Raw genomic sequence first — 23,299 nt, forward strand, 5'->3', positions numbered from 1 at the left:
CGGGCCGCGGGTCCGGCCCGGGGGCTAGAGCGCCAGGCCGGTCAGGACCAGCACCCGCTCGTAGGTGTAGTCGTCCATCGCGTAGCGCACGCCCTCGCGGCCCACGCCCGACTGCTTGGCGCCGCCGTAGGGCATCTGGTCGGCGCGGTAGGACGGCACGTCGCCGATGACCACGCCGCCGACCTCCAGGGCGCGGTGGGCGCGGAAGGCGGTCTGCAGGTCGTGCGTGAAGACACCGGCCTGCAGGCCGTACGGGGAGTCGTTGACGGCCGCGAACGCCGCCTCCTCGCCCTCGGCCCTGGTGATGGTCAGGACCGGGCCGAAGACCTCCTCGCAGGCGATGGTCACGCCGGCCGGGACGTCGGCCAGCACGGTGGGCGCGTAGGTGGCGCCCTCGCGCTTGCCGCCGGTCAGCAGCTTCGCGCCGGCCGCGACGGCCTCGTCCACCCAGGACTCCACGCGCTTGGCGGCGTCCTCGCTGACCAGCGGGCCGACGTCGGTGGCGGCGTCGGACGGGTCGCCCGTCACCTGCGCCTCGACGGCCGCGACGACCTTGGGCAGCAGCCGCTCGTACAGCGAGGCGTCGGCGATGACGCGCTGCACCGAGATGCAGGACTGGCCGCCCTGGTAGTTGGAGAAGGTGGCGATGCGCTGCGCCGCCCAGTCCAGGTCCGCCTCGGAGGACCAGTCGGCGAGGACGACGGCCGCGCCGTTGCCGCCGAGCTCGAGGGTGACGTGCTTGCGCGGGGCGGAGTCGAGGATCGACCAGCCGACCGGGCCGGAGCCGGTGAAGGAGATGACGGGCAGCCGCTCGTCCTGCACGAGGGCGGGCATGCGGTCGTTGGGCACCGGCAGCACGCTCCAGGAGCCGGCCGGCAGGTCCGTCTCGGCGAGGATCTCGCCCAGCACCAGGGAGGAGATGGGGGTAGCCGGGGCGGGCTTGAGGATGATGGGCGCGCCGACGGCGATGGCCGGGGCGACCTTGTGGGCGCTCAGGTTGAGCGGGAAGTTGAAGGGCGCGATGCCGAGGACCGTGCCGCGCGGGACGCGGCGGGTCAGCGCGAGGCGGCCGGTGGAGCCGGGGTCGGTGTCCAGGCGCTGGGCGTCGCCGGCGTTGAAGCGGCGGGCCTCCTCGGCGGCCCAGCGGAAGACGGAGACGGCACGGCCGACCTCGCCGCGGGCCCACTTGATGGGCTTGCCGTTCTCGGCGGAGATCAGCTGGGCGATCTCCTCGGTGCGCTCGGTGAGCCGCTTGGCGACGTGGTCGAGGGCCGCGGTGCGCACGTGCGCGGGCGTCGCCGCGAACTCCTCGCGCACGGCGTGGGCGGCCGTGACGGCCTCCTCGACCTGCGCGTCGGTGGGCACGCTCACGGTGCCGACGAGACGGCCGTCCCAGGAGTTCGTGACGTCGAAGGTCTCCTCGCCGGTGGCCTCGCGGCCGGCCAGCCAGAACGCGTGGGGAGCAGTCACGGATTCCCTCCGGGGGGTGCAGACGAAATTGGCTCCCCCACCGTAGGTGCGGGGCGGCCCCCGGCTGTTTATCCGTCATGGAGCGGGCAACGGCACGGGTGCACCGCATTGGCGTGGACGGTCGGCCGTTCGCCGCCCGTGGCCGCGCCGGAGGCCGCCCGGCGTTACTCCGCGGGTCCCGACGTCGCCTTCAGCGCCAGCCACAGCTCCATCCGGGCGTCCGGGTCGTCCAGCGAGCGGCCCAGGATCTCCTCCACGCGCCGCATCCGGTAGCGCAGTGTGTGGCGGTGGACGCCCAGGTCGGCCGCCGCCGCGTCCCACTGGCCGTGGCGGGCCAGCCAGGCGCGCAGGGAGGCGACCAAATCGCCCCGGCCGGTCGCGTCGTGCTCGTACAGGGCACGCAGCATGCCGTCCGCGAAGGCCCGCACCGCGTCGTCGGCCAGCAGGGGCAGCACGGAGCCGGCGGCGACCTCCTCGTGAGCGACCAGGAAGCGGCCGCGGCGCCGGGCCACGGACAGGGCCTGTTCGGCCTGCCGGAAGGCGGCCGCCGCCCCGGTGGGGCCGGTGGGCGCGGACAGCCCGGCGGCCGCCCCGCCGGAGCCGGCGCGCTCGGTGCCCGCGGCGCGCCGGTCGGCTTCCGCCACGCGCGCGTGGGCGAGGCATGCCTCCACGGCGGCGCTGCCGTCGGCAGCGAGGATGACGACCCGGGTGCCCTGCGGAACGATCAGTACGGGCTCGGCCGCCCGGCCTGCCGCGTTCTCCGCCGCGTCGGCGAGCGCCGCCGGCTCACCGCGCGGGTCCGCCTCCTCCGCCTCCGCGACGAGCAGCCGGAACGGGCCGTCGAGCAGCCCCCCGTACAGCTCCCCCGCCACCGCGCGCGCGTGCTCCGGCTCGCCGGCCAGCAGCATCCGCAGCACGGCGGCGCCCAGGCGCTGCTCGGCGTCCTGCAGGGCGCGCGAGCGCTCGGTGGTCAGGGTGAGGAGCGCGATGGCGGAGTGCACGGCGTAGCGTTCGGCGGTGCCCAGCGGCTCGTCGGTGCCGACGGCCAGGACGCCCCGGGTGCGGCGGCCGGAGCCGAGGGACTGCAGCTCGACGCGGTCGCCGCCCTCCTCGTCGTCGCCCGCGCCGACGACGGCGCTGGCCGGCGCGGGCCGGGCGCGCAGCCGCTCCACGTCGCCGCGCAGCCGGGCCGCGCGGCGGGCTGCCCAGTCGGGCGCCGCGGCGACGACCGCGCCGGAGGCGTCGTAGAGCGCGGCCCAGCCGCCGAGGTGGGCCGCGAGCCGGGCGAGCAGCGCGGCGGGGCCCTCGGGGGCGAGCGCGGCCCGGGTCAGTTCGCGCTGGGCCTCGAAGCCGGCAGTCACCGCGCGGTACTGGTCGGCGGCGATGGCCGCCGAGACGGCCTTGGTGATGGCGAGGAACGGGGTGCGGCGCGGCACCTCCAGCAGCGGCAGGTCCTCCTCCTCCGCCGCCCGGATCAGCGCCCGCGGCACCTGGTCGTAGTTGACGCCGACGGCGAAGCCGAGCCCGACCACTCCGGCGCGCACCAGGCGCCGCACATAGCGGCGCATCGCCTCGTCGTCCGCCGCGTCGATCTTCATCGCCGTGATCAGCAGCAGCTCCCCGCCGTCCATCCACGGCACCGGGTCGGCCAGCTCGCTGACGTGCGCCCAGCGCACGGGCGTGTCCAGCCGGTCCGCTCCGGCGAGCACGGTGAGCTTGAGCGCGGAGTGGTTGACCAGGGAGGCGAGCGTGAGGGGCATGGCACCTTCGGGTGGAGCGGCGCGGTGACGGTGCCGTCCCGTATGAACGGCTGTGACCGATTCTGCCTCAGTGGAGCATTGCGCGGGAACGCGCGCGTGCGCGCGCCCGCCGCGCGCTCACCGCTCCAGGTCGACCAGGACCGGCGGGGCGCTGCCGCCCCGTACCGACGTCACCGACAGCACCGCGTGCCCGGCGGGCACGGTGTGCGCCAGCTCGGACGCCGACCAGCGCTCCCGCTCGACCGTGCGCACCGTCACCGACTGCGCGGTGACCGCGCGGCCCGTCACGACGTGCCGCAGCACGTGCATCGCCCGGGTCAGCGGCTCGTGCGCGATGACCTGGCGGTCGGTGACGTCGCGGGTCTCCACCCACTCCTTGCCCCACACCTCGGCGAAGCGCGCCCCGTCCCACGTGGTCACCCCGGAGAACGCCATCCGGCAGCCGACCGAGCCGAGCAGCGCGCTGCGCAGCGCCTCGGGCACGTCGTCGAGGGTGCGCAGGGTCAGCACCGCGCCCGCGTTGGCCGAGCGCAGCCGGCCCAGGCCGCGGACGGCCTCGGCGGTGACGGTGTGGGTGGCGTCGTCCAGGACCAGGCAGGCGAACAGCGACCGGTCGGCCCGGCCGGCGGCGCACTCGGTGAACTGGGCCAGCACCAGTCGGGCCAGCAGCCGGGACGCCTCGGCGTGCCCGCGCTCGGGCAGGTCGATGCGGACCCGCAGCGGGTGCTCGAGGGCGCGCAGGGAGAAGGTGCGGCCGGGGTCGCCGGTGGTGAAGAAGCGCGCGAAGGCCGGCCGGTCCAGGAGCGCGAGGCGGTCGGCGAGCACGGGCCCGGCGTCGCCGGGCCGCTGCGCCTGCCGCTCGCGGGCGTCGAGCTCCCGGACGAGCGCGTCGTGACCGCCGGCCGCCAGCACGTCGCGCAGCGCGCCGAGGGCGGCCGAGGATCCGTCCAGGAGCTCGCGCAGCTCGGGGACGGACGGGAAGCGCCCGTGGGCCGCCCGGTAGGGGCCGAGCAGCTGGGCGAGGGCGGTGGCGGCCCGCCGGCTGTCGCCGCCGGGGAGGGTGGCGGTCAGGTCGCCGACGAGGCCCTCGGCGAGGATGGCGGCGGCCTCGTCGGGGTCGTCGGTGCCCCCGTACAGATCGAGGTCGTAGGCGGAGTCGGCCCGGCCGATCCCGACCACGACGTCGAACGCCTCGTCCGGCGCGAGGCCCGCGCCGGCCGCCCCCACGGCGACGACGGCCGCCCGCCCGGCGAGCGCCTGCAGGCACAGCGACTCCAGCACCGGCCGCACCAGCCGGGCCGTCTTCCCGCAGCCGGGCGGGCCGACGGCCAGCAGCGAGGTGCCCAGCAGCGCGGGTTCCAGGGCGCAGCCGGCGCCGCGGTGCTCGTAGGGGTTGCGTTCGTCGTCGGCGGCGGTGCCGATGCGCACCTGGCGGGTGACGAGGTCGTGCTGGGCGGCGCGGACGGGCAGGTCGCGCGCGCCGGAGGGGTGGGCGCAGGCGGCGGCGCCGTGGCGCAGCACGGTGTCGGTGAAGGCGGCCAGCCGGCCGGGCTGGTGGTGCACGGAGTCCCAGGCCCGGTCGATGCGGGCGTGGTCGACGTCGTTCATCAGCCCGGCGCGGGCGTCGGCGGCCAGCCGGTCGGCGGCGTCGTGCGCGCCGGCGGCCCGCAGCCGGGGCCAGTCGGGGAGGTCGGCGGGCACCTCGTCGTCGCTCCCGGCGCGCGGTCCGGGCACCGGCGGGCCGGGCCGCTGCGCGTGCGCGTCGTCCGCCGTGCGGGCCTTGTGACGGCGCCACAGCTCGCGCCAGCAGCCCGCCCGGTCGCCGAGGGCGAGCAGCAGGGCGATGACGAGCGCGTAGTAGGTGTAGGAGGCGTAGAACCAGGCGCGGGGCTCGTACCAGGAGGCGGGCGAGAACTCGAGCAGCGGCCAGATCCACACGGTGCCGAAGGCGCCGTTCCAGCACAGCTCCCAGACGGCGACGACGCCGGCGAGGGCGAGGACGGCACGCGGGACGAGCTTGCCCGTCGGGATCAGGTCCGGCCGGGCGGGGGCAAGGAACTCCGGCAGCGGCAGCCGCGCGCCGAGCCGCCTCAGCGGCGGCGCGAAGTACCGGCGCCCCAGCTCGCGCCACCGGCCGATGCGGCCGAAGAGGAACGCGATCCCGCAGAAGACCAGCGCGAAGTAGACGTACGACGCCGCCATCCACTCCTGGGTGCCCGCTTCCCACGGGGACATGGCACGCAGCGGCCAGGTCCAGTACGGCCCCAGGTAGCCGTTCCACAGCAGCGACCACAGCAGCCAGCCGCACAGGAAGGAGATGATCGCGCCGCTGACCAGCTGGCGGCCGGGCACGGCGTCGGCCGGGCGGGGCGTGCGGGGGCGGTGGCCGAGCCGCCAGATGCCGGGCCGGACGACCGGGCGGGCGGTGCGCAGCCAGGCCACGAAGGGACTCTCGGCGGGTGGCTCGGGCGGTCGCGCGGGCATGGGCGGCGGCCGGTGGCCGCGGGTGTCGGGTGCTCCGTACGTGTCCTCGGTTGCCATCGCTGCCCTCTTGCCCCCACCGGCCGGTCGTGCGTGCACGCGTATGAAGTCGCCGGGCCCAATCTAGTGGCCGTGCGCGGGGAGTTCAGCGTCCCCGGCCCGGCCGCGCCCCCTTCATGAGCATGATCACTTCGCGAGGGGCGGCGGAGGCCGCCATGTCCGCCGCGGACAACGCGGCACGCGCACTTCTCCCGAACGGAGCATGCCTCCCTCCGCCGACGGCCCCTAGCCTGCGACTGCTGCAGTATTTCGGGGGGAACGCCCCCCACACCCCGATGACCACGTCCTTCCCCTGGAGCCCCTCATGACCGAACTGTCCGGAGGCGCCGCCCTCCCCCAGGAGCGCCGCGTCGTCACCGCGATCCCCGGCCCCAAGTCGCTCGAGCTCCAGGCCCGCCGCACCGCCACCGTCGCCGGCGGCGTCGGCTCGGTGCTGCCGGTGTTCACCACGCGCGCGGGCGGCGGTGTCATCGAGGACGTCGACGGCAACTCCCTGATCGACTTCGGCTCGGGCATCGCCGTGACCTCGGTCGGCGCCAGCGCCGAGGCCGTGGTGCGCCGCGCCTCCGCGCAGCTCGCCGACTTCACCCACACCTGTTTCATGGTGACCCCCTACGAGGGCTACGTGGAGGTCTGTGAGCAGCTCGCCGAGCTGACCCCGGGCGACCACGCCAAGAAGTCCGCGCTGTTCAACTCGGGCGCCGAGGCCGTCGAGAACGCGGTCAAGATCGCCCGCGCGTACACCAAGCGCCAGGCCGTCGTTGTCTTCGACCACGGCTACCACGGCCGCACCAACCTGACGATGGCGCTCACCGCCAAGAACATGCCGTACAAGCACGGCTTCGGCCCGTTCGCGCCCGAGGTCTACCGCGTGCCGGTGGCGTACGGCTACCGCTGGCCGACCGGCCCGGAGAACTGCGGCCCCGAGGCCGCCGCCCAGGCCATCGACCAGATCACCAAGCAGGTCGGCGCCGAGAACGTCGCCGCGATCGTCATCGAGCCGCTGCTCGGCGAGGGCGGCTTCATCGAGCCGGCCAAGGGCTTCCTCCCGGCCATCGTGAAGTTCGCCAACGACAACGGCATCGTCTTCGTCGCGGACGAGATCCAGTCCGGCTTCTGCCGCACCGGCCAGTGGTTCGCCTGCGAGGACGAGGGCATCGTCCCGGACCTGATCACCACCGCCAAGGGCATCGCGGGCGGCCTGCCGCTCGCCGCCGTCACCGGCCGCGCCGAGATCATGGACGCCGCGCACGCAGGCGGCCTGGGCGGCACCTACGGCGGCAACCCGGTGGCCTGCGCCGGTGCGCTGGGCGCCATCGAGACCATGCGCGAGCTGGACCTCAACGCCAAGGCCAAGCGCATCGAGGAGGTCATGAAGGGCCGCCTCGCCGCCATGCAGGAGAAGTTCCCGGTCATCGGTGACATCCGCGGCCGCGGCGCGATGATCGCGATCGAGCTGGTCAAGGACGCCGCCACCAAGGAGCCCCACCCGGAGGCCGCCGGCGCGCTGGCCAAGGCCTGCCACGCGGAGGGCCTGATCGTCCTCACCTGCGGCACCTACGGCAACGTGCTGCGCTTCCTGCCGCCGCTGGTCATCGGCGAGGACCTGCTCAACGAGGGCCTCGACATCATCGAGGGCGCGTTCGCACGCCTGTGACCGAAGTTTCCGCCCCGTAACGGAGTGAAGAACCTGTGCGGGGCGGGTGGCGGACAGGTGATCCGACTATCGGAGCGGTCATACCTGCCGTACGGTTTCTGCAGATGAACGAAACACCCCGCCCGCAGGGGACTGCGGGCGATGCCGCGCCGGTACGTCCCCAGTGCCGACCCGGCCGTGCCTTCGCGCACACCACTGGAGCCCTCGGCTCCGGACATCCTCACCGATCGGACGGCCGCCCGCCCCAGACCCCCCGGGGCGCGCGGTGCACCGGCCGGCACGGCGGCCCCGGAACCATCCCCCCTGTTCCGGGGCCGCCGACCACGTTCCTCGCATTTCTCGCGTTCTTCCCGGCGCTGTGCGCCGTTCTCCTCGCCCTGGTCACCTGGCAGGTCGCCGCCCACGGGCCGCTGCGCGCGCTCGACGAGCGGCTGGGCCGCGCGGTCGCCGCCTCGGGCGCCCTCCCCTCCGCCGTCGCGGAGTTCCTCGCCGACCTCGGCAACACGGTCGTGGCCCTGCCCGTGCTGGCCGTGGCGATCGCCGTCTGTGCCTGGCGCGAGCGCCGGTGGAGGCGTCCGTGCGTCGCCGTTCTGGCGATGGCGGCGGTGCCGGCGCTCGTCGTGCCGTTGAAAATGTGGATCGGGCGGCCGGGGCCGCCGGCCATGGCCGGGGGCGGCCACGACGGGTTCTTCCCTTCCGGTCATGCCGCGACGGCGGCGGTGGCCTATGGGGCGGCCGTACTGCTTCTCGTCCGGTCCCGGTGGTGGGTCGGTCTCTGCCTGCTGCTCAATGCCGGGGTCGGCGCCGGGCTGGTGCTGCGCGGGTACCACTGGCCGCTGGATGTGGTGGGGGCGTGGTGCCTCGCCGGGGTGGTGCTGTCGGGTGCGGCCCGGTGGGTGGGTTGTGCCCACCCGTTCCGCCCTGCGGAACGATTGCCCACAACCGGTTCGCCCTCAGCTGTCGAAGCCCAGCCCCACCCTGTCCAGCGTCCTGAGCCATAGGTTGCGGCGGCCGCCGTTGGCGTCGGCTCGGGTCATCGCCCACTGGGTGATGCCGATGCCCATGGACCGTACCGGCTCGGGCGGGAAGGGCAGCGGCCTGCTGCGGACCATCTCCAGCTCCGTGCGCTCGGTGCGCTCGCCGCCGAGCAGGTCGAGCATGACGTCCGCGCCGAAGCGGGTCGCCCCCACCCCGAGCCCGGTGAAGCCCAGCGCGTAGGCGACGCGGCCGCCGTGGACGGTGCCGAAGAACGCCGAGAAGCGGGAGCAGGTGTCGATGGCGCCGCCCCAGGTGTGGGAGAACCGCACGCCCTCGAGCTGCGGGAAGCAGCGGAAGAAGTGCCCGGCGAGCCGCTGGTAGGTGGCCGGGTGATGGTCGTACTCGGCCCGCACCCCGCCCCCGTAGCGGTAGACGATGTCGTAACCGCCCCACAGGACGCGGTTGTCGGCGGTCAGCCGGAAGTAGTGGAAGTAGTTGGCGCTGTCGCTCAGCCCCTGCCGCCGCCGCCAGCCGAGGGAGTCCAGCTGCCGCTCGGTCAGCGGCTCCGTCATCAGGGCGTAGTCGTAGACGGGCGCGATGTAGGCGCGCAGGCGCTTGACGAGCGAGGGGAAGGCGTTGGTGGCGAGCGCGGCGTGCCGGGCGAAGACCCGGCCGTAGGGGGTGCGCACGGCCACGCCCGCGCGGCGTGCGGAGAGTTCGGTGCCGGGGGTGTGCTCGTAGATCCGTACGCCCGCTCGCAGGCAGGCGCGCTTGAGGCCCCAGGCGAGCTTGGCGGGGTGCAGCATGGCCACGCCGGTGCGGTTCCACAGCCCGGCCAGGAAGGTCGGGGAGTCGACCTCGGCGCGCACGGCGTCGCGGTCGAGGAATTCGTGGCCGCCGATGCCGAGGGACTCGGCCTGCCCGGCGGCCTCGGCCAGCTCGTGGACCTGGTGGGCGGCGGTGGCAACATCGATCTCGCCGGTGCGCTCGAAGTCGCAGTCGATGCCGTGGCGGACGAGGGCGGCCTCGAAGCCGTCGAGGTTGCGGCGGCCGAGCTCCTCGAGGGCGGTGAGCTCGGCGGGCCAGCGGGCGTGGCCGTTGGCCCAGCCGTGGGTGAGGGAGGCGGCGCAGAAGCCGCCGTTGCGGCCGGAGGCGGCCCATCCGCTCTCCTGGCCCTCGATGAGGACCACGTCACGGGCGGGGTCGCGCTCCTTGGCCGTCAGGGCGGTCCACAGCCCGCAGTAGCCGCCGCCGACGACGAGCAGGTCGCAGTGCTCGTCGCCGACGAGCGCGGGCAGCGCCTCCGGCCGGGCGGGGTCGTCGAGCCAGTAGGGACGGGGGATGGCGTCGGACAGTGCTTGTGCAGGGTTCATGGCACCGGTGGCCATGTGTCTCAGCTCCTTTGTCGGCGTCTCCCGACCAGTTGACCGGCGAGCACGCACAGCACGGCGATGGCGAACATCGCCGTTCCGATGACGTTGATCTGCACGGGGGTGCCCCGTTGCGCGGACCCCCAGACGTACATGGGGAAGGTGACGGTCGAGCCCGAGTTGAAGTTGGTGATGATGAAGTCGTCGAAGGACAGGGCGAAGGACAGCAGCGCGCCCGCGGCGATGCCGGGGGCGGCGATGGGCAGGGTGACCTTGAGGAAGGTCTGCGCCGGGGTGGCGTAGAGGTCCTGGGCGGCCTGCTCGAGGCGGGGGTCCATGCTCATCACGCGCGCCTTGACGGCGGTGACCACGAAGCTCAGGCAGAACATGATGTGGGCGATGAGGATGGTCCAGAAGCCGAAGGAGACGCCCATGTTGAGGAAGAGGGTCGCCAGCGAGGCGGCCATGACGACCTCGGGCATGGCCATCGGCAGGAAGATCAGGGTGCTGACGGACGAGCGGGCCCGGAAGCGGTAGCGGGCCAGCGCGAAGGCCGTCATGGTGCCCAGGACGGTGGCGGCGAGCGTGGCCCACAGGGCGATGCCCAGGCTCAGCGAGAGGGAGCCGCACAGGTCGGCGACGCCGCAGGGGTCTCTCCAGGCATCGGTGGAGAAGCGCTCCCACTCGTAGTTGAAGCGGCCGTTGGGCTTGTTGAACGAGAAGACCGTCACGACGACGTTGGGCAGCAGCAGATAGGCGAGGGTGCCCAGCCCCGCGATCACCACGAGGTTGCGGCGCAGCCGGCGCACGGCACGGGTCCAAGGGCTCATCAGACCAGGTCCTCCGTCCCGGACTTGCGGATGTAGACGGTGACCATCGTGAGGATGGCGGCCATCAGGATGAAGGAGAGGGCGGCCGCGGTCGGGTAGTCCAGGACGCGCAGGAACTGGGACTGGATGACGTTGCCGATCATCTTCTGGTCGGTGGAGCCGAGCAGCTCGGCGTTGATGTAGTCGCCGGCGGCGGGGATGAACGTCAGCAGGGTGCCGGCCACGACGCCCGGCATGGACAGCGGGAGGGTCACCTTGCGGAAGGTGGTCAGCGGCCGGGCGTAGAGGTCACCGGCGGCCTCGAGGAGGCGGCTGTCGATGCGTTCGAGCGAGGTGTAGAGCGGCAGGATCATGAACGGCAGGAAGTTGTAGGTCAGTCCGCAGACGACGGCGAGCGGGGTGGCGAGCACCCGGTGGCCCTCGGTGAGGCCGAGCGCGTCGGTCAGGCCGAGGACGTGCAGGGAGCCGAGGGCGGAGACGACGGGTCCGTTGTCGGCGAGGATCGTCTTCCAGGCGAGGGTGCGGATCAGGAAGCTGGTGAAGAACGGGGCGATGACCAGGACCATCAGCACATGCCGCCAGCGGCCAGCGCGGAAGGCGATGAGGTAGGCGAGCGGGTAGCCCAGCAGCAGGCACAGGACGGTCGCGGACGTGGCGTAGGCGACGGAGCGCACGAACTGGGGCCAGTACTCGGTCAGGGCGTCCCAGTAGGTGGCGAAGTGCCAGGTGACCCGGAAGCCGTCCTCGAGCGAGCCGGTCTGTACGGATGTGGACGCCTGGTAGACGAGCGGTGCGGCGAAGAAGACCAGAAGCCAGAGGATGCCGGGGAGCAGGAGCCAGTAGGGGACGAGCTTCCTGCGGCGGGTGGTGGTGCGGTGCGCGCCGTCGGGCGCGGGGGGCTGCTGCCCGGTGGTGACGGTGGAGGTGCTCATCCGGCGCCCTCGGCTTCCACGTCCGCGCCCGCCTCGCTGGTCTTGCCGGCGGAGACGGCCTGGGCGGCGTCGAGACCGAAGCCGTGGCCGGGGTTCCAGTGCAGGACGACCTCGGCGCCGGGGACGAGGCGGGAGTCGCGCTCGATGTTCTGCTCGTAGACGGACAGGCCGGTGCCCACGGCGCTGTCGACGAGGTACTGGGTGGACACGCCGGTGAAGCTGGACTGGGCGATGCGGCCGTGGACGCGGTTGCGGCCGTCGGCGACGCCGGCCGCGTCGTCGGCGTGGGTGAGGCTGATCTTCTCGGGCCGTATGCCGACGAGCAGCTTCTCGCCCGTGCGGGCGGTGGCTGTACATCGTGTCGCCGGAAGGGTGAGTTTGGTATCACCGGCGCGCAGAAGGATGTCGTCGCCCGCGGTGCCGGTGACGTCGGCGGTGACGATGTTGGAGGTGCCGAGGAAGTTGGCGACGAACGTGGTGCGCGGCAGCTCGTAGAGGTCGGCGGGGGCGCCGAGCTGCTCGACGCGGCCGGCGTTCATGACCGCGACCGTGTCGGCCATGGTCATGGCCTCCTCCTGGTCGTGGGTGACGTGGATGAAGGTGATGCCGACCTCGGTCTGGATGCGCTTGAGCTCGAGCTGCATCTGGCGGCGCAGCTTGAGGTCGAGGGCGCCGAGCGGTTCGTCGAGGAGCAGGACGTCCGGGTGGTTGATGAGCGCCCGCGCGACGGCGACGCGTTGCTGCTGGCCGCCGGAGAGCTGCTGGGGCCGGCGGCGGGCGAGGTCGCCGAGCTGGACGAGCTCGAGCATCTCGTCGACCTGCTTCTTGACGGACTTCAGCCCCCGGCGGCGCAGGCCGAAGGCGACGTTCTCGTAGATGTCCAGGTGCGGGAAGAGGGCGTAGCTCTGGAAGACGGTGTTGACGGGCCGCTTGTACGGGGGCAGGGCGGTGACGTTCCGGCCGGCGAGCTCGACGGTGCCGGTGGTGGGGTCCTCCAGGCCGGCGATCATGCGCAGGGTGGTGGTCTTGCCGCAGCCGGAGGCGCCGAGCAGGGCGAAGAAGGAGCCCGCGGGGACGGACAGGTCGAGCGGGTGCACGGCGGTGAAGCTGCCGTAGGTCTTGCTGATGCCGGTCAGGCGGACGTCGGCGCCGGTGGTGCCGGTCGTGGCGGTTGCCGTCATGGTTGTCGGTCCTGGGGCTCGGGGGGACGGAGAGGAGAGCAGATAACAGTGACATACGGCTGCGTGTGGTTCCGAACGGGCCGTGTCACCACCATCGCGCACGCTCCTCCCGCCGGTGCGCGCCGGGGCGCCGCGCGGCTGGGGCCAGGTGTAGCTTCAACCGGGATGGTTGCCGATCCTGGCAGAGTGATCGGCTCGCAACAAGGGATTCCGTCGCCGGATTTCGGCCGCACGACGGATTCGGTAAACGGTTTGAGCCGTTGTCAGTGGTCACCCGCACAATGGGCGCGTCACGACACGGGGAGAAGAACCATGGAGACGCAGGGCGCGCGGGCGGGCGTCGCGGACGGGCCGCGCTCGGTGGCCGAGCTGACGGCGGCCCTCGACCGGGGCGAGCGGGCGAAGTATGTGCACTTCTGGGGGCACCGGCCCCGCCGCGACGGCGGTGTGGGGCCCGGGTGCTTCAGCCAGTGGTGGCCGGCCCCGTTCTCGGTGGACGGGACGGTCTACGCCACGGCCGAGCACTGGATGATGGCGGGCAAGGCCCGGCTCTTCGGCGACGCGGAGGCCGAGGCACGCGTGGTCGCGGCCGGCCACCCCAAGCAGGCGAAGGATGCCGGGCGTTCCGTGCGCGGCTTCGACGAGGAGCACTGGCGCCGGCACCGCTTCGAGCTGGTGGTCGAGGGCAGCGTCCACAAGTTCGCCGCCCACCCCGAGCTGCGGGCCTATCTGCTGGGCACCGGCCGCAGGGTGCTGGTCGAGGCCAGCCCGCTGGACCGGATATGGGGCATCGGGCTGGCCGCCGACGACGAGCGGGCCGGGAACCCGGCGCACTGGCGCGGGCTGAACCTGCTGGGTTTCGCGCTGATGGAGGCGCGTCAGCGGCTGGCGGCCGCCGGGAACGGGCCGGGCGAGGGCGGCTCGGCCAGGTAGGCGTCGTAGGTGGGGTTGGCGCCGGGGTCGTCGTCACCGTCGTCGTCACCGGACATGTGGCCGAGGACGAGGATCACGATCACCAGCGCGGACAGGGCCAGCGCCACGCCGCCCAGGATCACCCCGGCCAGGGCCTGTCCGCCGTTGGTCGCCTCCCCCGTGTTGGCCTTGCCGCGGCCTATCGCGCCGAAGACGATCGCGAGCACCCCGAAGAGGACGCCGAGGAAGACGCTGGGCGAGAGGAAGACCCCGACGAGCCCGAGCACGAGGCCCGCGACGCCGAGCCCGTTGTTGGGCACCCGCGCCGGCCCGGCCCAGCCCGGCGCCCAGCCCGGCACCGGCCCTCCCGGGTAGGGGTGGGGGCCCGTGCCGTAGGGCTGCCCGCCGGGGTACGGGTACGGCGGCGGCTGCGGGAAGGGCTGCTGGTGGCCCGCGACCGGCCCGTAGGGTCCCGGTGCCACGGGGGCCGGGGGCACGGGCGGCACGACGCCCTGCAGCCGCGCGCCCGGGTCGCCCGGCGCGGGCGGAGCGGGCACGGGCGGGGCGGGGGGCGGGAAGGCGCCGGCGGGCATCGTGGGCGGGCCGGCCCCGAAGGCCGGCGGCGGCACGTCGCGCGCCGCGGGCTTGTCGAGCGGCACCCGCCGTCGCGGCGGTGCCCAGGGGTCGTCGTCCCGCGGCTCCGGCCGCGCGTCGTCCGTCTCGGACATGGCCCCTCCCCAGTCGCTACCCCGTCATGCTAAGGCCTGGACCGGAGCCCGGTACCCACCGCGCATACGATGATCGGCGCACCGTCCATCCGCCGGCCACGGAGGTCCGCATGCCCGTACCCGACTCGTTCATCGCAGGGCTCCCGAAGGCGGAACTGCATGTGCACCACGTGGGGTCCGCCTCGCCGCGCATCGTCGCCGAGCTCGCCGCCCGGCACCCGGACTCGCCGGTGCCCACCGACCCCGAGGCGCTGGCCGACTTCTTCACCTTCCGCGACTTCGCGCACTTCATCGAGGTCTACCTCTCGGTGGTCGACCTGATCCGCGACGCCGAGGACGTCCGGCTGCTGACCTACGAGGTCGCCCGCGACATGGCCCGGCAGAACATCCGCTACGCCGAGCTGACCGTCACGCCCTACAGCTCGACCCGGCGGGGCATCCCGGACGGTGCCTTCGTGGAGGCCATCGAGGACGCCCGCAAGGCGGCGGAGTCGGAGCTGGGCGTGACGCTGCGCTGGTGCTTCGACATCCCGGGCGAGGCGGGCCTGGCGGCCGCCGAGGAGACCACCCGCATCGCCTGCGACCTCAAGCCGGAGGGCCTGGTCTCCTTCGGGCTCGGCGGGCCCGAGATCGGCGTGCCCCGCCCGCAGTTCAAGCCCTACTTCGACCGGGCCATCGCCGCCGGGCTGCACAGTGTCCCGCACGCCGGGGAGACGACGGGCCCGCAGACGATCTGGGACGCCCTGACCGAGCTGCGCGCCGAGCGCATCGGCCATGGCACCAGCGCCCCGCAGGACCCGAGGCTGCTGGCCCACCTGGCCGAGCACCGCATCCCGCTCGAGGTCTGCCCGACCTCCAACCTCGCCACCCGGGCCGTCGCGGACCTGGAGCTGCACCCGGTGCGGGAGATGGTCACGGCGGGCGTGCTGGTGACGATCAACAGCGACGACCCGCCGATGTTCGGCACGGACCTCAACTCCGAGTACGCGGTCGCGGCCCGCCTGCTGGACCTGGACGAGCGCGGCGTCGCGGCGCTCGCCAAGAACGCCGTGGAGGCGTCGTTCATGGACGCGGCGGGCAAGGCCGCCCTCAACGCCGAGATCGACGCGTACACCGCGAGCCGGCAGGGCTGACCCGGCGGCGTGCCGGCGTTCCCCCCACAATGGGGCGCATGGTCACCGTCTTCACCGCCATCGCCCATCGCGGCGACCCGTACGTCCACCGCGAGAACACCCTGCCGTCGATCCGCTCGGCGCTGCGGGCGGGGGCGGGCGCGGTGGAGATCGACGTCCGGCTGACGGGCGACGGCGTGCCCGTCCTGCTGCACGACCCCACCCTGGGGCGGCTGTGGGGACGGGAGCGGGCACTGGCGTCGCTGACGGCGGCCGAGGTGCGGGCCCTGACCGGCGGCGGGGTGCCGACACTGGCCGAGGCCCTGGCGGAGGCCACTGCCGCCGCACGGGGGCGGCTGTTCGTCGATCTGCCGGATCCCTCGGCCGCGGCCGCGGCCGTCGCCGAGGTGCGCGCGAGCGGGGCGGCGGAGCGGGTGTACTACTGCGGCGGCCCGGCGGCCATGCTGAACGTGCGGCGCGCGGACGCGGACGCGGAGATCGCGCTGACCTGGACGTCGCTCGCCCCGCCCCGCCCGCCGCTGCTCGCGGACGTGCGCCCGCACTGGCTCAACTACCGCTTCGGGCTGGTCTCCGAGGAGCTGGTCGCCCGCCATCACGCCGACGGGCTGCTGGTGTCGGCCTGGACCGCCGACACGCGCCGCACCATGCGGCGGCTGCTGCGGGCGGGCGTCGACTCGATCACCACCAACCGCATCGCCACGCTGCGCTCGCTGCTTCCGGCGTCCGCCTGAGGCGGCGGGCTCACAGCCCGACGATCTCGTTCCACTCCTTGGCGAAGCCGGGGCGCTCCTTGGCGGTCATGTCGCGCGCGGTGGCGAGCCGCTTGCGCATGTCGTCGCTGGGGAAGACGAGCGGGTTCTCGGCCAGCTCGGCCGATTCCTTGTCCTTGGACGAGGCCAGGACGTCACGTGCGGCCGGCACCGGGCAGACGTAGTTGACGTACGCGGCGAGGCGGGCGGCGATCTCGGGCCGGTAGTAGTGGTCGATCAGCCGCTCGGCGCTGCGCTTGTGGCGGGCGAGGTTGGGGATCATCAGGCTCTCGGCCCACAGCTCGGCGCCCTCCTCGGGCACGACGAACTCGATGTCGGGGTTGTCGGCCTGGAGCTGGATGATGTCGCCGGAGTAGGCCTGGCAGGCCAGGACGTCCCCGGAGGAGAGGTCCTTGAGGTAGTCGTTGCCGGTGAAGCGGCGGATGTGCCGCTTGCCGACCAGGCGGCGCAGCTGGTCGGTCATGCGGTGGAAGTCGTCGGCGGTCCAGCGGGTGACGTCGGCGCCGTTGCCCTGCATCAGCAGGGAGAACGCCTCGTCCATGCCGGAGAGCAGGGTGACCCGGCCGCGCAGGTCGTCGTGCCACAGTTCGGCGGTGCGCCGGATCTCGCGGCCGAGCTTCTTGCGGTTGTAGGCGATGCCGGTGATGCCGGACTGCCAGGGGACGGTGTGCCGTCGTCCGGGGTCGAAGTGGGGCTTGCGCAGCAGCGGGTCGAGGTGCCGGTCGACGTGGGGCTGGGCGGCGCGGTCCATCTCCTGGACCCAGCCGAGCCGCACGTAGCGGGAGGCCATCCAGTCGCTGACGACGATGATGTCGCGGCCGGTCTCCTGGTGGTTCATCAGGGCCGGGCCGATCTTGCCGAAGAACTCGTCGTTGTCGTTGATCTCCTCGGTGTACTTCACCGAGAGGCCGCTGAGCTTCTCGAACTCGTTCAGCGTGGGCCGCTTCTGCGGGTCGTCCTCGTCGATGTCGATGTACAGCGGCCAGTTGGCGAAGACGAGGTGCCGGTCGCGCTCGGAGCGGTCGACGGCGGCGCGGTCGCCGGGGGCGACGTAGGCGGCCGGCACTCCGCAGCCGGCGAGGGCCGCGGCCCCGGCTCCGGCCCCCAGCGTGCGCAGCAGGGTTCGGCGGGACAGGGGCTTCACGGGCTTCTCTCGCATTCCGGCGGACGGCGGGTCGGGGCGGTTCGGGCCGGTCGGCCGGGCGTCGATGATACGCGCACGCGCGTACGAACCGTACGCGCGTGCGCGACCGCCGGAGGGGATCAGCCCAGCGACGTCATGACGTGCTTGATGCGGGTGTAGTCCTCGAAGCCGTAGGAGGAGAGGTCCTTGCCGTAGCCGGACTTCTTGAAGCCGCCGTGCGGCATCTCGGCGACCAGCGGGATGTGGGTGTTGATCCACACGCAGCCGAAGTCGAGGGCCTTGGACATGCGCATGGCGCGCGCGTGGTCCTTGGTCCACACCGAGGACGCCAGGGCGTACTCGACGCCGTTGGCGTAGGCGACGGCCTGCTCCTCGTCGGTGAAGGACTGGACGGTGATGACCGGGCCGAAGACCTCGTGCTGGATGATCTCGTCGTCCTGCTTGAGGCCGGAGACGACGGTCGGGGCGAAGAAGTAGCCCGTCTCGCCGACGCGGTGGCCGCCCGCCTCGATCTTCGCGTGGGCGGGCAGGCGCTCGATGAAGCCGGTGACCTGCTTGAGCTGGTTGGCGTTGTTGAGGGGGCCGTAGAGGACGTCCTCGTCGTCCGGCTGCCCGGTCTTCGTGTCGGCGGCGGCCTTGGCGAGCGCGGTGACGAAGTCGTCGTGGACCGACTCGTGGACGAGCACGCGGGTGGCGGCCGTACAGTCCTGGCCGGCGTTGAAGTAGCCGGCGACGGAGATCTCCTCGACGGCCTTGGCGATGTCGGCGTCCTCGAAGACGACGACGGGAGCCTTGCCGCCGAGCTCGAGGTGGACGCGCTTGAGGTCCTTGGAGGCGGACTCGGCGACCGACATGCCGGCCCGGACGGAGCCGGTGATGGAGGCCATGGCGGGCACGGGGTGCTCGACCATCAGGCGGCCGGTGTCACGGTCGCCGCAGATGACGTTGAAGACGCCCTTGGGGTGGCCCAGCTCCTCCAGCACCCCGCCGATGATCTCGGCGATGAGGACGGTGGAGGCGGGGGTGGTGTCGGAGGGCTTGAGGACGACGGTGTTGCCCGCGGCGAGCGCCGGGGCGAACTTCCACACGGCCATCATCATCGGGTAGTTCCAGGGCGCGACCTGCGCGCAGACGCCCACCGGCTCGCGCCGGATGATGGAGGTCATCCCCTCCATGTACTCGCCGGCGGAGCGGCCCTCGAGCATGCGGGCGGCGCCCGCGAAGAAGCGGATCTGGTCCACCATCGGGGGGACCTCCTCGCTGGCGGTCAGGGCGAGGGGCTTGCCGGTGTTCTCCGACTCGGCGGCGATCAGCTCCTCGGCGCGCGCCTCGAAGGCGTCGGCGATCTTGAGGAGGACCTTCTGGCGCTCGCCGGGCACCAGGTCGCGCCAGGCCGGGAAGGCGGCCTCGGCGGCGGCCATGGCGGCGTCGACGTCGGCGGGGCCGGACAGCGGGGCGGTGGCGTACGCCTCGCCGGTGGCCGGATTGACGACCTCGGTGGTCCGCCCGTCGGCGGCGTCCCGGAACTCCCCGGCGATGTAGTTACGCAGGCGGCGCAGCTCGGTGGTCACGTCGTGCCACCCCTTCTGTCGGATGTCCATCGATTGAGACGCCCAGCCTAATCATTCAGGTGACGCTTTCGGCAGACCCCGCAGCCATGAACGACGGAATCAGTGTTTCCATCAATCCTTCACAACGAAATTCATCGCTTATCGCTTGCCAGACCGCTGACTCCTCATGCACAGTGGGGTCCGTGGCCACTCGTAGTTCGGATCAGAAGAGCGTGAACAGCGCGCAGCCGGTCGATGCCGTCTCCCTGGCGATCATCGAGCAGCTCCAGGAGGACGGGCGCCGCCCGTACGCGGCGATCGGCAAGGCCGTCGGGCTGTCCGAGGCCGCCGTCCGGCAGCGCGTGCAGAAGCTGCTCGACCAGGGCGTGATGCAGATCGTCGCCGTCACCGACCCGCTCACCGTGGGCTTCCGGCGGCAGGCGATGGTCGGCATCAACGTCGAGGGCGACCTCGACCCGGTCGCCGACGCCCTGACCGCGATGGACGAGGTGGAGTACGTCGTCGTCACCGCCGGCTCGTTCGACCTCCTGATCGAGATCGTCTGCGAGGACGACGACCATCTCCTCGAGACGATCAACAAGCGCATCCGGACCCTGCCGGGCGTGCGCTCGACCGAGAGCTTCGTCTACCTCAAGCTCCGCAAGCAGACCTACACCTGGGGAACCCGATAGCCGTGAGCAAGGACCTCTCCCGAACGGCGTACGACCACCTGTGGATGCACTTCACCCGCATGTCGTCGTACGAGAACGCCCCCGTGCCCACCATCGTGCGCGGCGAGGGCACCTACATCTTCGACGACAAGGGCAAGCGCTACCTCGACGGCCTCGCCGGGCTGTTCGTGGTGCAGGCCGGCCACGGCCGCGCCGAGCTCGCCGAGGCGGCCGCCAAGCAGGCGCAGGAGCTGGCCTTCTTCCCCGTGTGGAGCTACGCCCACCCCAAGGCGATCGAGCTCGCCGAGCGGCTGGCGCACCACGCCCCCGGCGACCTGAACAAGGTCTTCTTCACCACCGGCGGCGGCGAGGCCGTCGAGACCGCGTGGAAGCTGGCGAAGCAGTACCACAAGCTCACCGGCAACCACACGAAGTACAAGGTGATATCACGGGCCGTCGCCTACCACGGCACCCCCCAGGGCGCCCTGTCCATCACCGGTCTGCCCGCCCTCAAGGCGCCCTTCGAGCCCCTGGTGCCCGGCGCGCACAAGGTGCCCAACACCAACATCTACCGGGCGCCCGTCCACGGCGACGACCCCGAGGCGTTCGGCCGCTGGGCCGCCGACCAGATCGAGCAGCAGATCCTCTTCGAGGGCCCCGACACCGTCGCCGCCGTCTTCCTCGAGCCCGTGCAGAACGCGGGCGGCTGCTTCCCGCCGCCCCCCGGCTACTTCCAGCGGGTGCGCGAGATCTGCGACCGGCACGGCGTCCTGCTCGTCTCCGACGAGGTCATCTGCGCCTTCGGCCGGCTGGGCACCATGTTCGCCTGCGACAAGTTCGGCTACGTGCCCGACATCATCACCTGCGCCAAGGGCATGACCTCCGGCTACTCCCCCATCGGCGCGGCGATCGTCTCCGACCGGATCGCCGAGCCGTTCTTCAAGGGCGGCAACACCTTCCTGCACGGCTACACCTTCGGCGGCCACCCCGTCTCGTCCGCCGTCGCGCTCGCCAACCTCGACATCTTCGAGCGCGAGGGCCTCAACCAGCACGTGCTGGACAACGAGGCGACGTTCCTGAAGACCCTTCAGAAGCTGCACGACCTGCCGATCGTCGGCGACGTGCGCGGCAACGGCTTCTTCTACGGCATCGAACTGGTGAAGGACAAGGCCACCAAGGAGTCCTTCACGCCGGAGGAGTGCGAGCGCCTGCTGTACGGCTTCGTGTCCAAGAAGCTGTTCGAGAACGGCCTGTACTGCCGGGCCGACGACCGCGGCGACCCGGTCATCCAGCTCTCGCCCCCGCTGATCTCCGACCGGTCGACGTTCGAGGAGATCGAGCAGATCGTCCGCGGCGTCCTCACCGAGGCCTGGACCAGGATCTGACCCTCCCCGACCACCCCGACCACTTCACGACGGGCACCCCCCAACCGCCTGACGGCCCGTCTCCCCGCCGTGGCCCACGTGCGCGCACCACTCCCCCGCGCGCGCGTGGGCCACGCCGCGTTCCGCCAAACCCCGGAATATGAGCCCGATGGGAGGAAAGTGGGGCGCTCCAGCGCCGAGCCTGGACGGGGGCTAGGATCCCGGTTCCGTACGGTGCCAGTGACCCAATGGCCTCCGGTTCGTTCACCCGTACAGGCGAACGAACCCTCTCAGCGACCCGAGGTGCTCGATATGGTGGCCCCGCCGGACAACGACGTGCTCTGGGCACGCGGCCTGCACTACTCCTACAGCGGTTCGCCGGCGCTGACCGGCGTGTCCATCGGTGTCCGTGAGGGCGAGATCCTCGCCGTGACCGGGCCGCGCGGAGCCGGGAAGACCACGCTCCTGAAATGCCTGTCCGGGCAGCTCCTCGCGGACCCCGGCGAGGTGTGGTTCAACAGCGCCCCCGTCCACACCCTCTCGCGCGCCGCCCGCGAGCGGCTGCGCCGCGAACGCTTCGGCTGGATCGACAGCGAGCCGCACCTGGTGCCGGAGCTGACGGGCTGGGAGAACGCCGCCCTGCCGCTGCTGGTGCGCGGCACCGGCCACCGCACGGCCAGGCAGACCGCCGTCGAATGGCTCGAGCGCCTCGACGTCGGCGACTGCGCCCGCAAACGGCCCCACGCCCTGACACAGGCCCAGAAGCAGCGCATCGCCATCGCGCGCGCCCTGGCCGCCGACCCCACCGTCGTCTTCGCCGACGAGCCGACCGCCCCGCTGCACAGCGCCGACCGCGCCCAGGTGCTGCGCACCCTGACCACGGCCGCCCGCTCGCACCAGATCACCGTCGTGCTGGCCACCCTCGACGAGGAGAGCGCGGCGCCGGCGGACCGCGTGGTGGGCCTCGTCGACGGCCGCCGGGGCGGCGCGATCCCGGCCCCCGAGGCGTCCGAAGGGGAGGGCAGGGCCGCGTGCTCAGTCTCCGCCTGACGCGCGGCGCGCACCCGCTCGTCCTGCTGCGCCGGCTGCTGGTCGCCGTCGCCGCGGCGGGCGTCGGCTTCCTGCTGCTGTGCACGCTCGGGTACGCGGTGGCGCACCCGAAGAACCCGCACGAGTGCGTGGTGCGGCTGCTGTGGTGCGCGGCACCGCTGGCCGCCGTCGTGCAGTTCGCCGTCGCGGTCGCCCGCAACGACCCCGCCACCCGCCCCCGCGACGGCCTGGACGCCATCGGCTTCGGCCCCGTGCGCCTGTCCGTCCTCGCGGCGACATCGACCGCCCTCTCCTGCGGCCTGGGCAGCGTCGCCGCGCTGCTGGTCTACCTCGAACTGCGCGGCGACCTCGGCGGCACCCCGCTCAGCGGGGCGGCGGCCGGGCTGCTGGACGCACGGGCGGCGCTGCCGTGGGCAGCGACACTCACGTTGTTGGGGCTGCTTCCCGCGCTGTCGGCAGGCGCGTGCGCCATCGCACTGCGCCCGCGCAAGGAGCGCGCCAAAGGCGCGCGGCACGCGGCCGAGGCCGAGGACGGCGGCGCGCAAGCGGCCCCCCGCCCGCCCAAGGTGGCCTACGCGGGCCTGCCCTGGGGCATCTCGATCATCGCCTGCGGTCTCGCCCTGGAGGCGTACGTCGGGCGCGGCACCGCGCCCGCCCCGGGCTCGCTGCTGGCGCTGCCCGGCCAGAAGGGCGGCGCCTCCGCCGGCCTGCTGGGCGGCTGGCTGCTGGCCTCCCTGGGCCTGGTGCTGGCCGGCCCCGGGCTGACCCACTGGTGCGGTGTGCTGCTGTCCTCCGGACGACCGGGAGCGATGCGCCTGCTGGCCGGCCGGATACTGCAGGACGCGGCCACCCGCATCGGCCGGCCGCTCGGGGTGCTGTGCGCGGTCGCCTCGGGGGCCCTGGCCGCCGTCGAACTGTACGGCGTGGCCTGGTCGCACGCGGGTCCCCGCCCGTTCGGACCGCTCACCGGGCTGGGCGCGGCGGTGGTGATGGCCTGTGTGACGGCCACCGCGATCACGGCGGCCCTCGACGCCCGGCAGATCCGCTCCGAGACCACCTCGGCCCTGCTGCGCCTGGGCGTGCCCGCCTCGCTGCTGCGCGGTGCCGCGGCCGTGCGCACGGTGGTGCTGCTGGCCGTGCTCGCCCCGCTGACCTGGGTGATCGCCGAGCTGACCGCCTTTCCCCTGACCCACTGACCGGCCCCACGACCACCGTCTCTTGACCAGTTCTTGACCCAAGGCAACTCCGGCGCCCAAAA

The 23,299-nt window shown here is 73.1% G+C and carries 19 protein-coding genes; 9 read left to right on the forward strand and 10 right to left on the reverse strand.

Going from position 1 to position 23,299, the window contains the following annotated elements; genetic code table 11:
• Positions 1-24 precede the first annotated feature (24 nt).
• From ACIG36_RS30095 to ACIG36_RS30105, 3 genes are all read right to left on the reverse strand, one after another.
• On the reverse strand, positions 25-1,470 hold the full coding sequence (locus ACIG36_RS30095) for an aldehyde dehydrogenase family protein (RefSeq protein ID WP_399934644.1): 1,446 nt from the start codon (positions 1,468-1,470) through the stop codon (positions 25-27).
• 164 nt (positions 1,471-1,634) lie between these two features.
• A complete protein-coding gene (locus tag ACIG36_RS30100; protein ID WP_399934647.1) occupies positions 1,635-3,230 on the reverse strand; it encodes a PucR family transcriptional regulator in 1,596 nt (531 codons plus the stop codon).
• A 117-nt stretch (positions 3,231-3,347) separates the two neighbouring features.
• A complete protein-coding gene (locus ACIG36_RS30105; RefSeq protein WP_399934650.1) occupies positions 3,348-5,771 on the reverse strand; it encodes an ATP/GTP-binding protein in 2,424 nt (807 codons plus the stop codon).
• A 304-nt stretch (positions 5,772-6,075) separates the two neighbouring features.
• Between ACIG36_RS30105 and gabT the strand changes: the two genes are divergently transcribed.
• Both gabT and ACIG36_RS30115 read left to right on the forward strand, forming a co-directional pair.
• Complete coding sequence (gene gabT / locus ACIG36_RS30110) at positions 6,076-7,428, forward strand: 4-aminobutyrate--2-oxoglutarate transaminase (protein ID WP_399934653.1); 1,353 nt, start codon at positions 6,076-6,078, stop codon at positions 7,426-7,428.
• A gap of 104 nt (positions 7,429-7,532) precedes the next feature.
• Entirely contained in the window at positions 7,533-8,429 is an 897-nt protein-coding gene (locus ACIG36_RS30115; RefSeq protein WP_399934656.1) for a phosphatase PAP2 family protein, read from the forward strand.
• On the opposite strand, the gene ACIG36_RS30120 is transcribed toward ACIG36_RS30115, so the two are convergent.
• Genes ACIG36_RS30120 through ACIG36_RS30135 form a run of 4 tightly spaced genes read right to left on the reverse strand, consistent with a single transcriptional unit; the run spans position 8,382 to position 12,719 of the window.
• Positions 8,382-9,794, reverse strand: a complete 1,413-nt coding sequence (locus ACIG36_RS30120) for an NAD(P)/FAD-dependent oxidoreductase (RefSeq protein WP_399934659.1) — start codon at positions 9,792-9,794, stop codon at positions 8,382-8,384. The genes ACIG36_RS30115 and ACIG36_RS30120 overlap by 48 nt on opposite strands.
• Before the next feature lie 5 nt (positions 9,795-9,799).
• Positions 9,800-10,606, reverse strand: coding sequence for an ABC transporter permease (locus ACIG36_RS30125; protein ID WP_399934662.1), 807 nt, complete (start codon positions 10,604-10,606; stop codon positions 9,800-9,802).
• Positions 10,606-11,538, reverse strand: coding sequence for an ABC transporter permease (locus ACIG36_RS30130; protein ID WP_399934665.1), 933 nt, complete (start codon positions 11,536-11,538; stop codon positions 10,606-10,608). The genes ACIG36_RS30125 and ACIG36_RS30130 overlap by 1 nt, the downstream gene beginning before the upstream one ends.
• On the reverse strand, positions 11,535-12,719 hold the full coding sequence (locus ACIG36_RS30135; protein WP_399934667.1) for an ABC transporter ATP-binding protein: 1,185 nt from the start codon (positions 12,717-12,719) through the stop codon (positions 11,535-11,537). The genes ACIG36_RS30130 and ACIG36_RS30135 overlap by 4 nt, the downstream gene beginning before the upstream one ends.
• A 312-nt stretch (positions 12,720-13,031) precedes the next feature.
• Here ACIG36_RS30135 and ACIG36_RS30140 point away from each other — a divergent pair, with 312 nt between their 5' ends.
• Positions 13,032-13,652, forward strand: a complete 621-nt coding sequence (locus ACIG36_RS30140; RefSeq protein WP_399934670.1) for an NADAR family protein — start codon at positions 13,032-13,034, stop codon at positions 13,650-13,652.
• Here ACIG36_RS30140 and ACIG36_RS30145 read toward each other — a convergent pair.
• The gene (locus ACIG36_RS30145) at positions 13,598-14,359 is read right to left on the reverse strand and encodes a DUF4190 domain-containing protein (protein WP_399934673.1); all 762 of its coding nucleotides are present in this window, start codon (positions 14,357-14,359) and stop codon (positions 13,598-13,600) included. The genes ACIG36_RS30140 and ACIG36_RS30145 overlap by 55 nt on opposite strands.
• A gap of 110 nt (positions 14,360-14,469) precedes the next feature.
• On the opposite strand from ACIG36_RS30145, the gene ACIG36_RS30150 reads away from it, so the two are divergent.
• A complete protein-coding gene (locus tag ACIG36_RS30150; protein ID WP_399934676.1) occupies positions 14,470-15,492 on the forward strand; it encodes an adenosine deaminase in 1,023 nt (340 codons plus the stop codon).
• 29 nt (positions 15,493-15,521) lie between these two features.
• Positions 15,522-16,223 (forward strand): glycerophosphodiester phosphodiesterase, encoded by a 702-nt coding sequence (locus ACIG36_RS30155; RefSeq protein ID WP_399934679.1) that lies wholly within the window; start codon positions 15,522-15,524, stop codon positions 16,221-16,223.
• A gap of 10 nt (positions 16,224-16,233) precedes the next feature.
• On the opposite strand, the gene ACIG36_RS30160 is transcribed toward ACIG36_RS30155, so the two are convergent.
• Positions 16,234-17,397 (reverse strand): spermidine/putrescine ABC transporter substrate-binding protein, encoded by a 1,164-nt coding sequence (locus tag ACIG36_RS30160; RefSeq protein ID WP_399934905.1) that lies wholly within the window; start codon positions 17,395-17,397, stop codon positions 16,234-16,236.
• A 128-nt stretch (positions 17,398-17,525) separates the two neighbouring features.
• Complete coding sequence (locus ACIG36_RS30165) at positions 17,526-18,977, reverse strand: gamma-aminobutyraldehyde dehydrogenase (protein WP_399934908.1); 1,452 nt, start codon at positions 18,975-18,977, stop codon at positions 17,526-17,528.
• Between the two features lie 182 nt (positions 18,978-19,159).
• Between ACIG36_RS30165 and ACIG36_RS30170 the strand changes: the two genes are divergently transcribed.
• The 4 genes from ACIG36_RS30170 (at position 19,160) to ACIG36_RS30185 (ending at position 23,237) form a co-directional block, all read left to right on the forward strand.
• On the forward strand, positions 19,160-19,648 hold the full coding sequence (locus ACIG36_RS30170) for an Lrp/AsnC family transcriptional regulator (RefSeq protein WP_399934682.1): 489 nt from the start codon (positions 19,160-19,162) through the stop codon (positions 19,646-19,648).
• Entirely contained in the window at positions 19,633-21,012 is a 1,380-nt protein-coding gene (locus ACIG36_RS30175) for an aspartate aminotransferase family protein (protein ID WP_399934911.1), read from the forward strand. Before ACIG36_RS30170 ends, ACIG36_RS30175 begins: the two co-directional genes overlap by 16 nt.
• Positions 21,013-21,303: 291 nt before the next feature.
• A complete protein-coding gene (locus ACIG36_RS30180) occupies positions 21,304-22,041 on the forward strand; it encodes an ABC transporter ATP-binding protein (RefSeq protein WP_399934685.1) in 738 nt (245 codons plus the stop codon).
• Positions 22,023-23,237 (forward strand): hypothetical protein, encoded by a 1,215-nt coding sequence (locus ACIG36_RS30185; protein WP_399934688.1) that lies wholly within the window; start codon positions 22,023-22,025, stop codon positions 23,235-23,237. Before ACIG36_RS30180 ends, ACIG36_RS30185 begins: the two co-directional genes overlap by 19 nt.
• Positions 23,238-23,299: the final 62 nt, after the last annotated feature.

This window comes from Streptomyces sp. NPDC053048, from assembly GCF_044547045.1.
Classification (GTDB): domain Bacteria; phylum Actinomycetota; class Actinomycetes; order Streptomycetales; family Streptomycetaceae; genus Streptomyces.

Coding starts and splice junctions, on each gene's coding strand:
- ACIG36_RS30100 (WP_399934647.1), bottom strand. CDS start 3,230: ATGCCCCTCACGCTCGCCTCCCTGGTCAACCACTCCGCGCTCAAGCTC.
- ACIG36_RS30105 (WP_399934650.1), bottom strand. CDS start 5,771: ATGGCAACCGAGGACACGTACGGAGCACCCGACACCCGCGGCCACCGG.
- gabT (WP_399934653.1), top strand. CDS start 6,076: ATGACCGAACTGTCCGGAGGCGCCGCCCTCCCCCAGGAGCGCCGCGTC.
- ACIG36_RS30115 (WP_399934656.1), top strand. CDS start 7,533: ATGAACGAAACACCCCGCCCGCAGGGGACTGCGGGCGATGCCGCGCCG.
- ACIG36_RS30120 (WP_399934659.1), bottom strand. CDS start 9,794: ATGGCCACCGGTGCCATGAACCCTGCACAAGCACTGTCCGACGCCATC.
- ACIG36_RS30125 (WP_399934662.1), bottom strand. CDS start 10,606: ATGAGCCCTTGGACCCGTGCCGTGCGCCGGCTGCGCCGCAACCTCGTG.
- ACIG36_RS30130 (WP_399934665.1), bottom strand. CDS start 11,538: ATGAGCACCTCCACCGTCACCACCGGGCAGCAGCCCCCCGCGCCCGAC.
- ACIG36_RS30135 (WP_399934667.1), bottom strand. CDS start 12,719: ATGACGGCAACCGCCACGACCGGCACCACCGGCGCCGACGTCCGCCTG.
- ACIG36_RS30140 (WP_399934670.1), top strand. CDS start 13,032: ATGGAGACGCAGGGCGCGCGGGCGGGCGTCGCGGACGGGCCGCGCTCG.
- ACIG36_RS30145 (WP_399934673.1), bottom strand. CDS start 14,359: ATGTCCGAGACGGACGACGCGCGGCCGGAGCCGCGGGACGACGACCCC.
- ACIG36_RS30150 (WP_399934676.1), top strand. CDS start 14,470: ATGCCCGTACCCGACTCGTTCATCGCAGGGCTCCCGAAGGCGGAACTG.
- ACIG36_RS30155 (WP_399934679.1), top strand. CDS start 15,522: ATGGGGCGCATGGTCACCGTCTTCACCGCCATCGCCCATCGCGGCGAC.
- ACIG36_RS30180 (WP_399934685.1), top strand. CDS start 21,304: ATGGTGGCCCCGCCGGACAACGACGTGCTCTGGGCACGCGGCCTGCAC.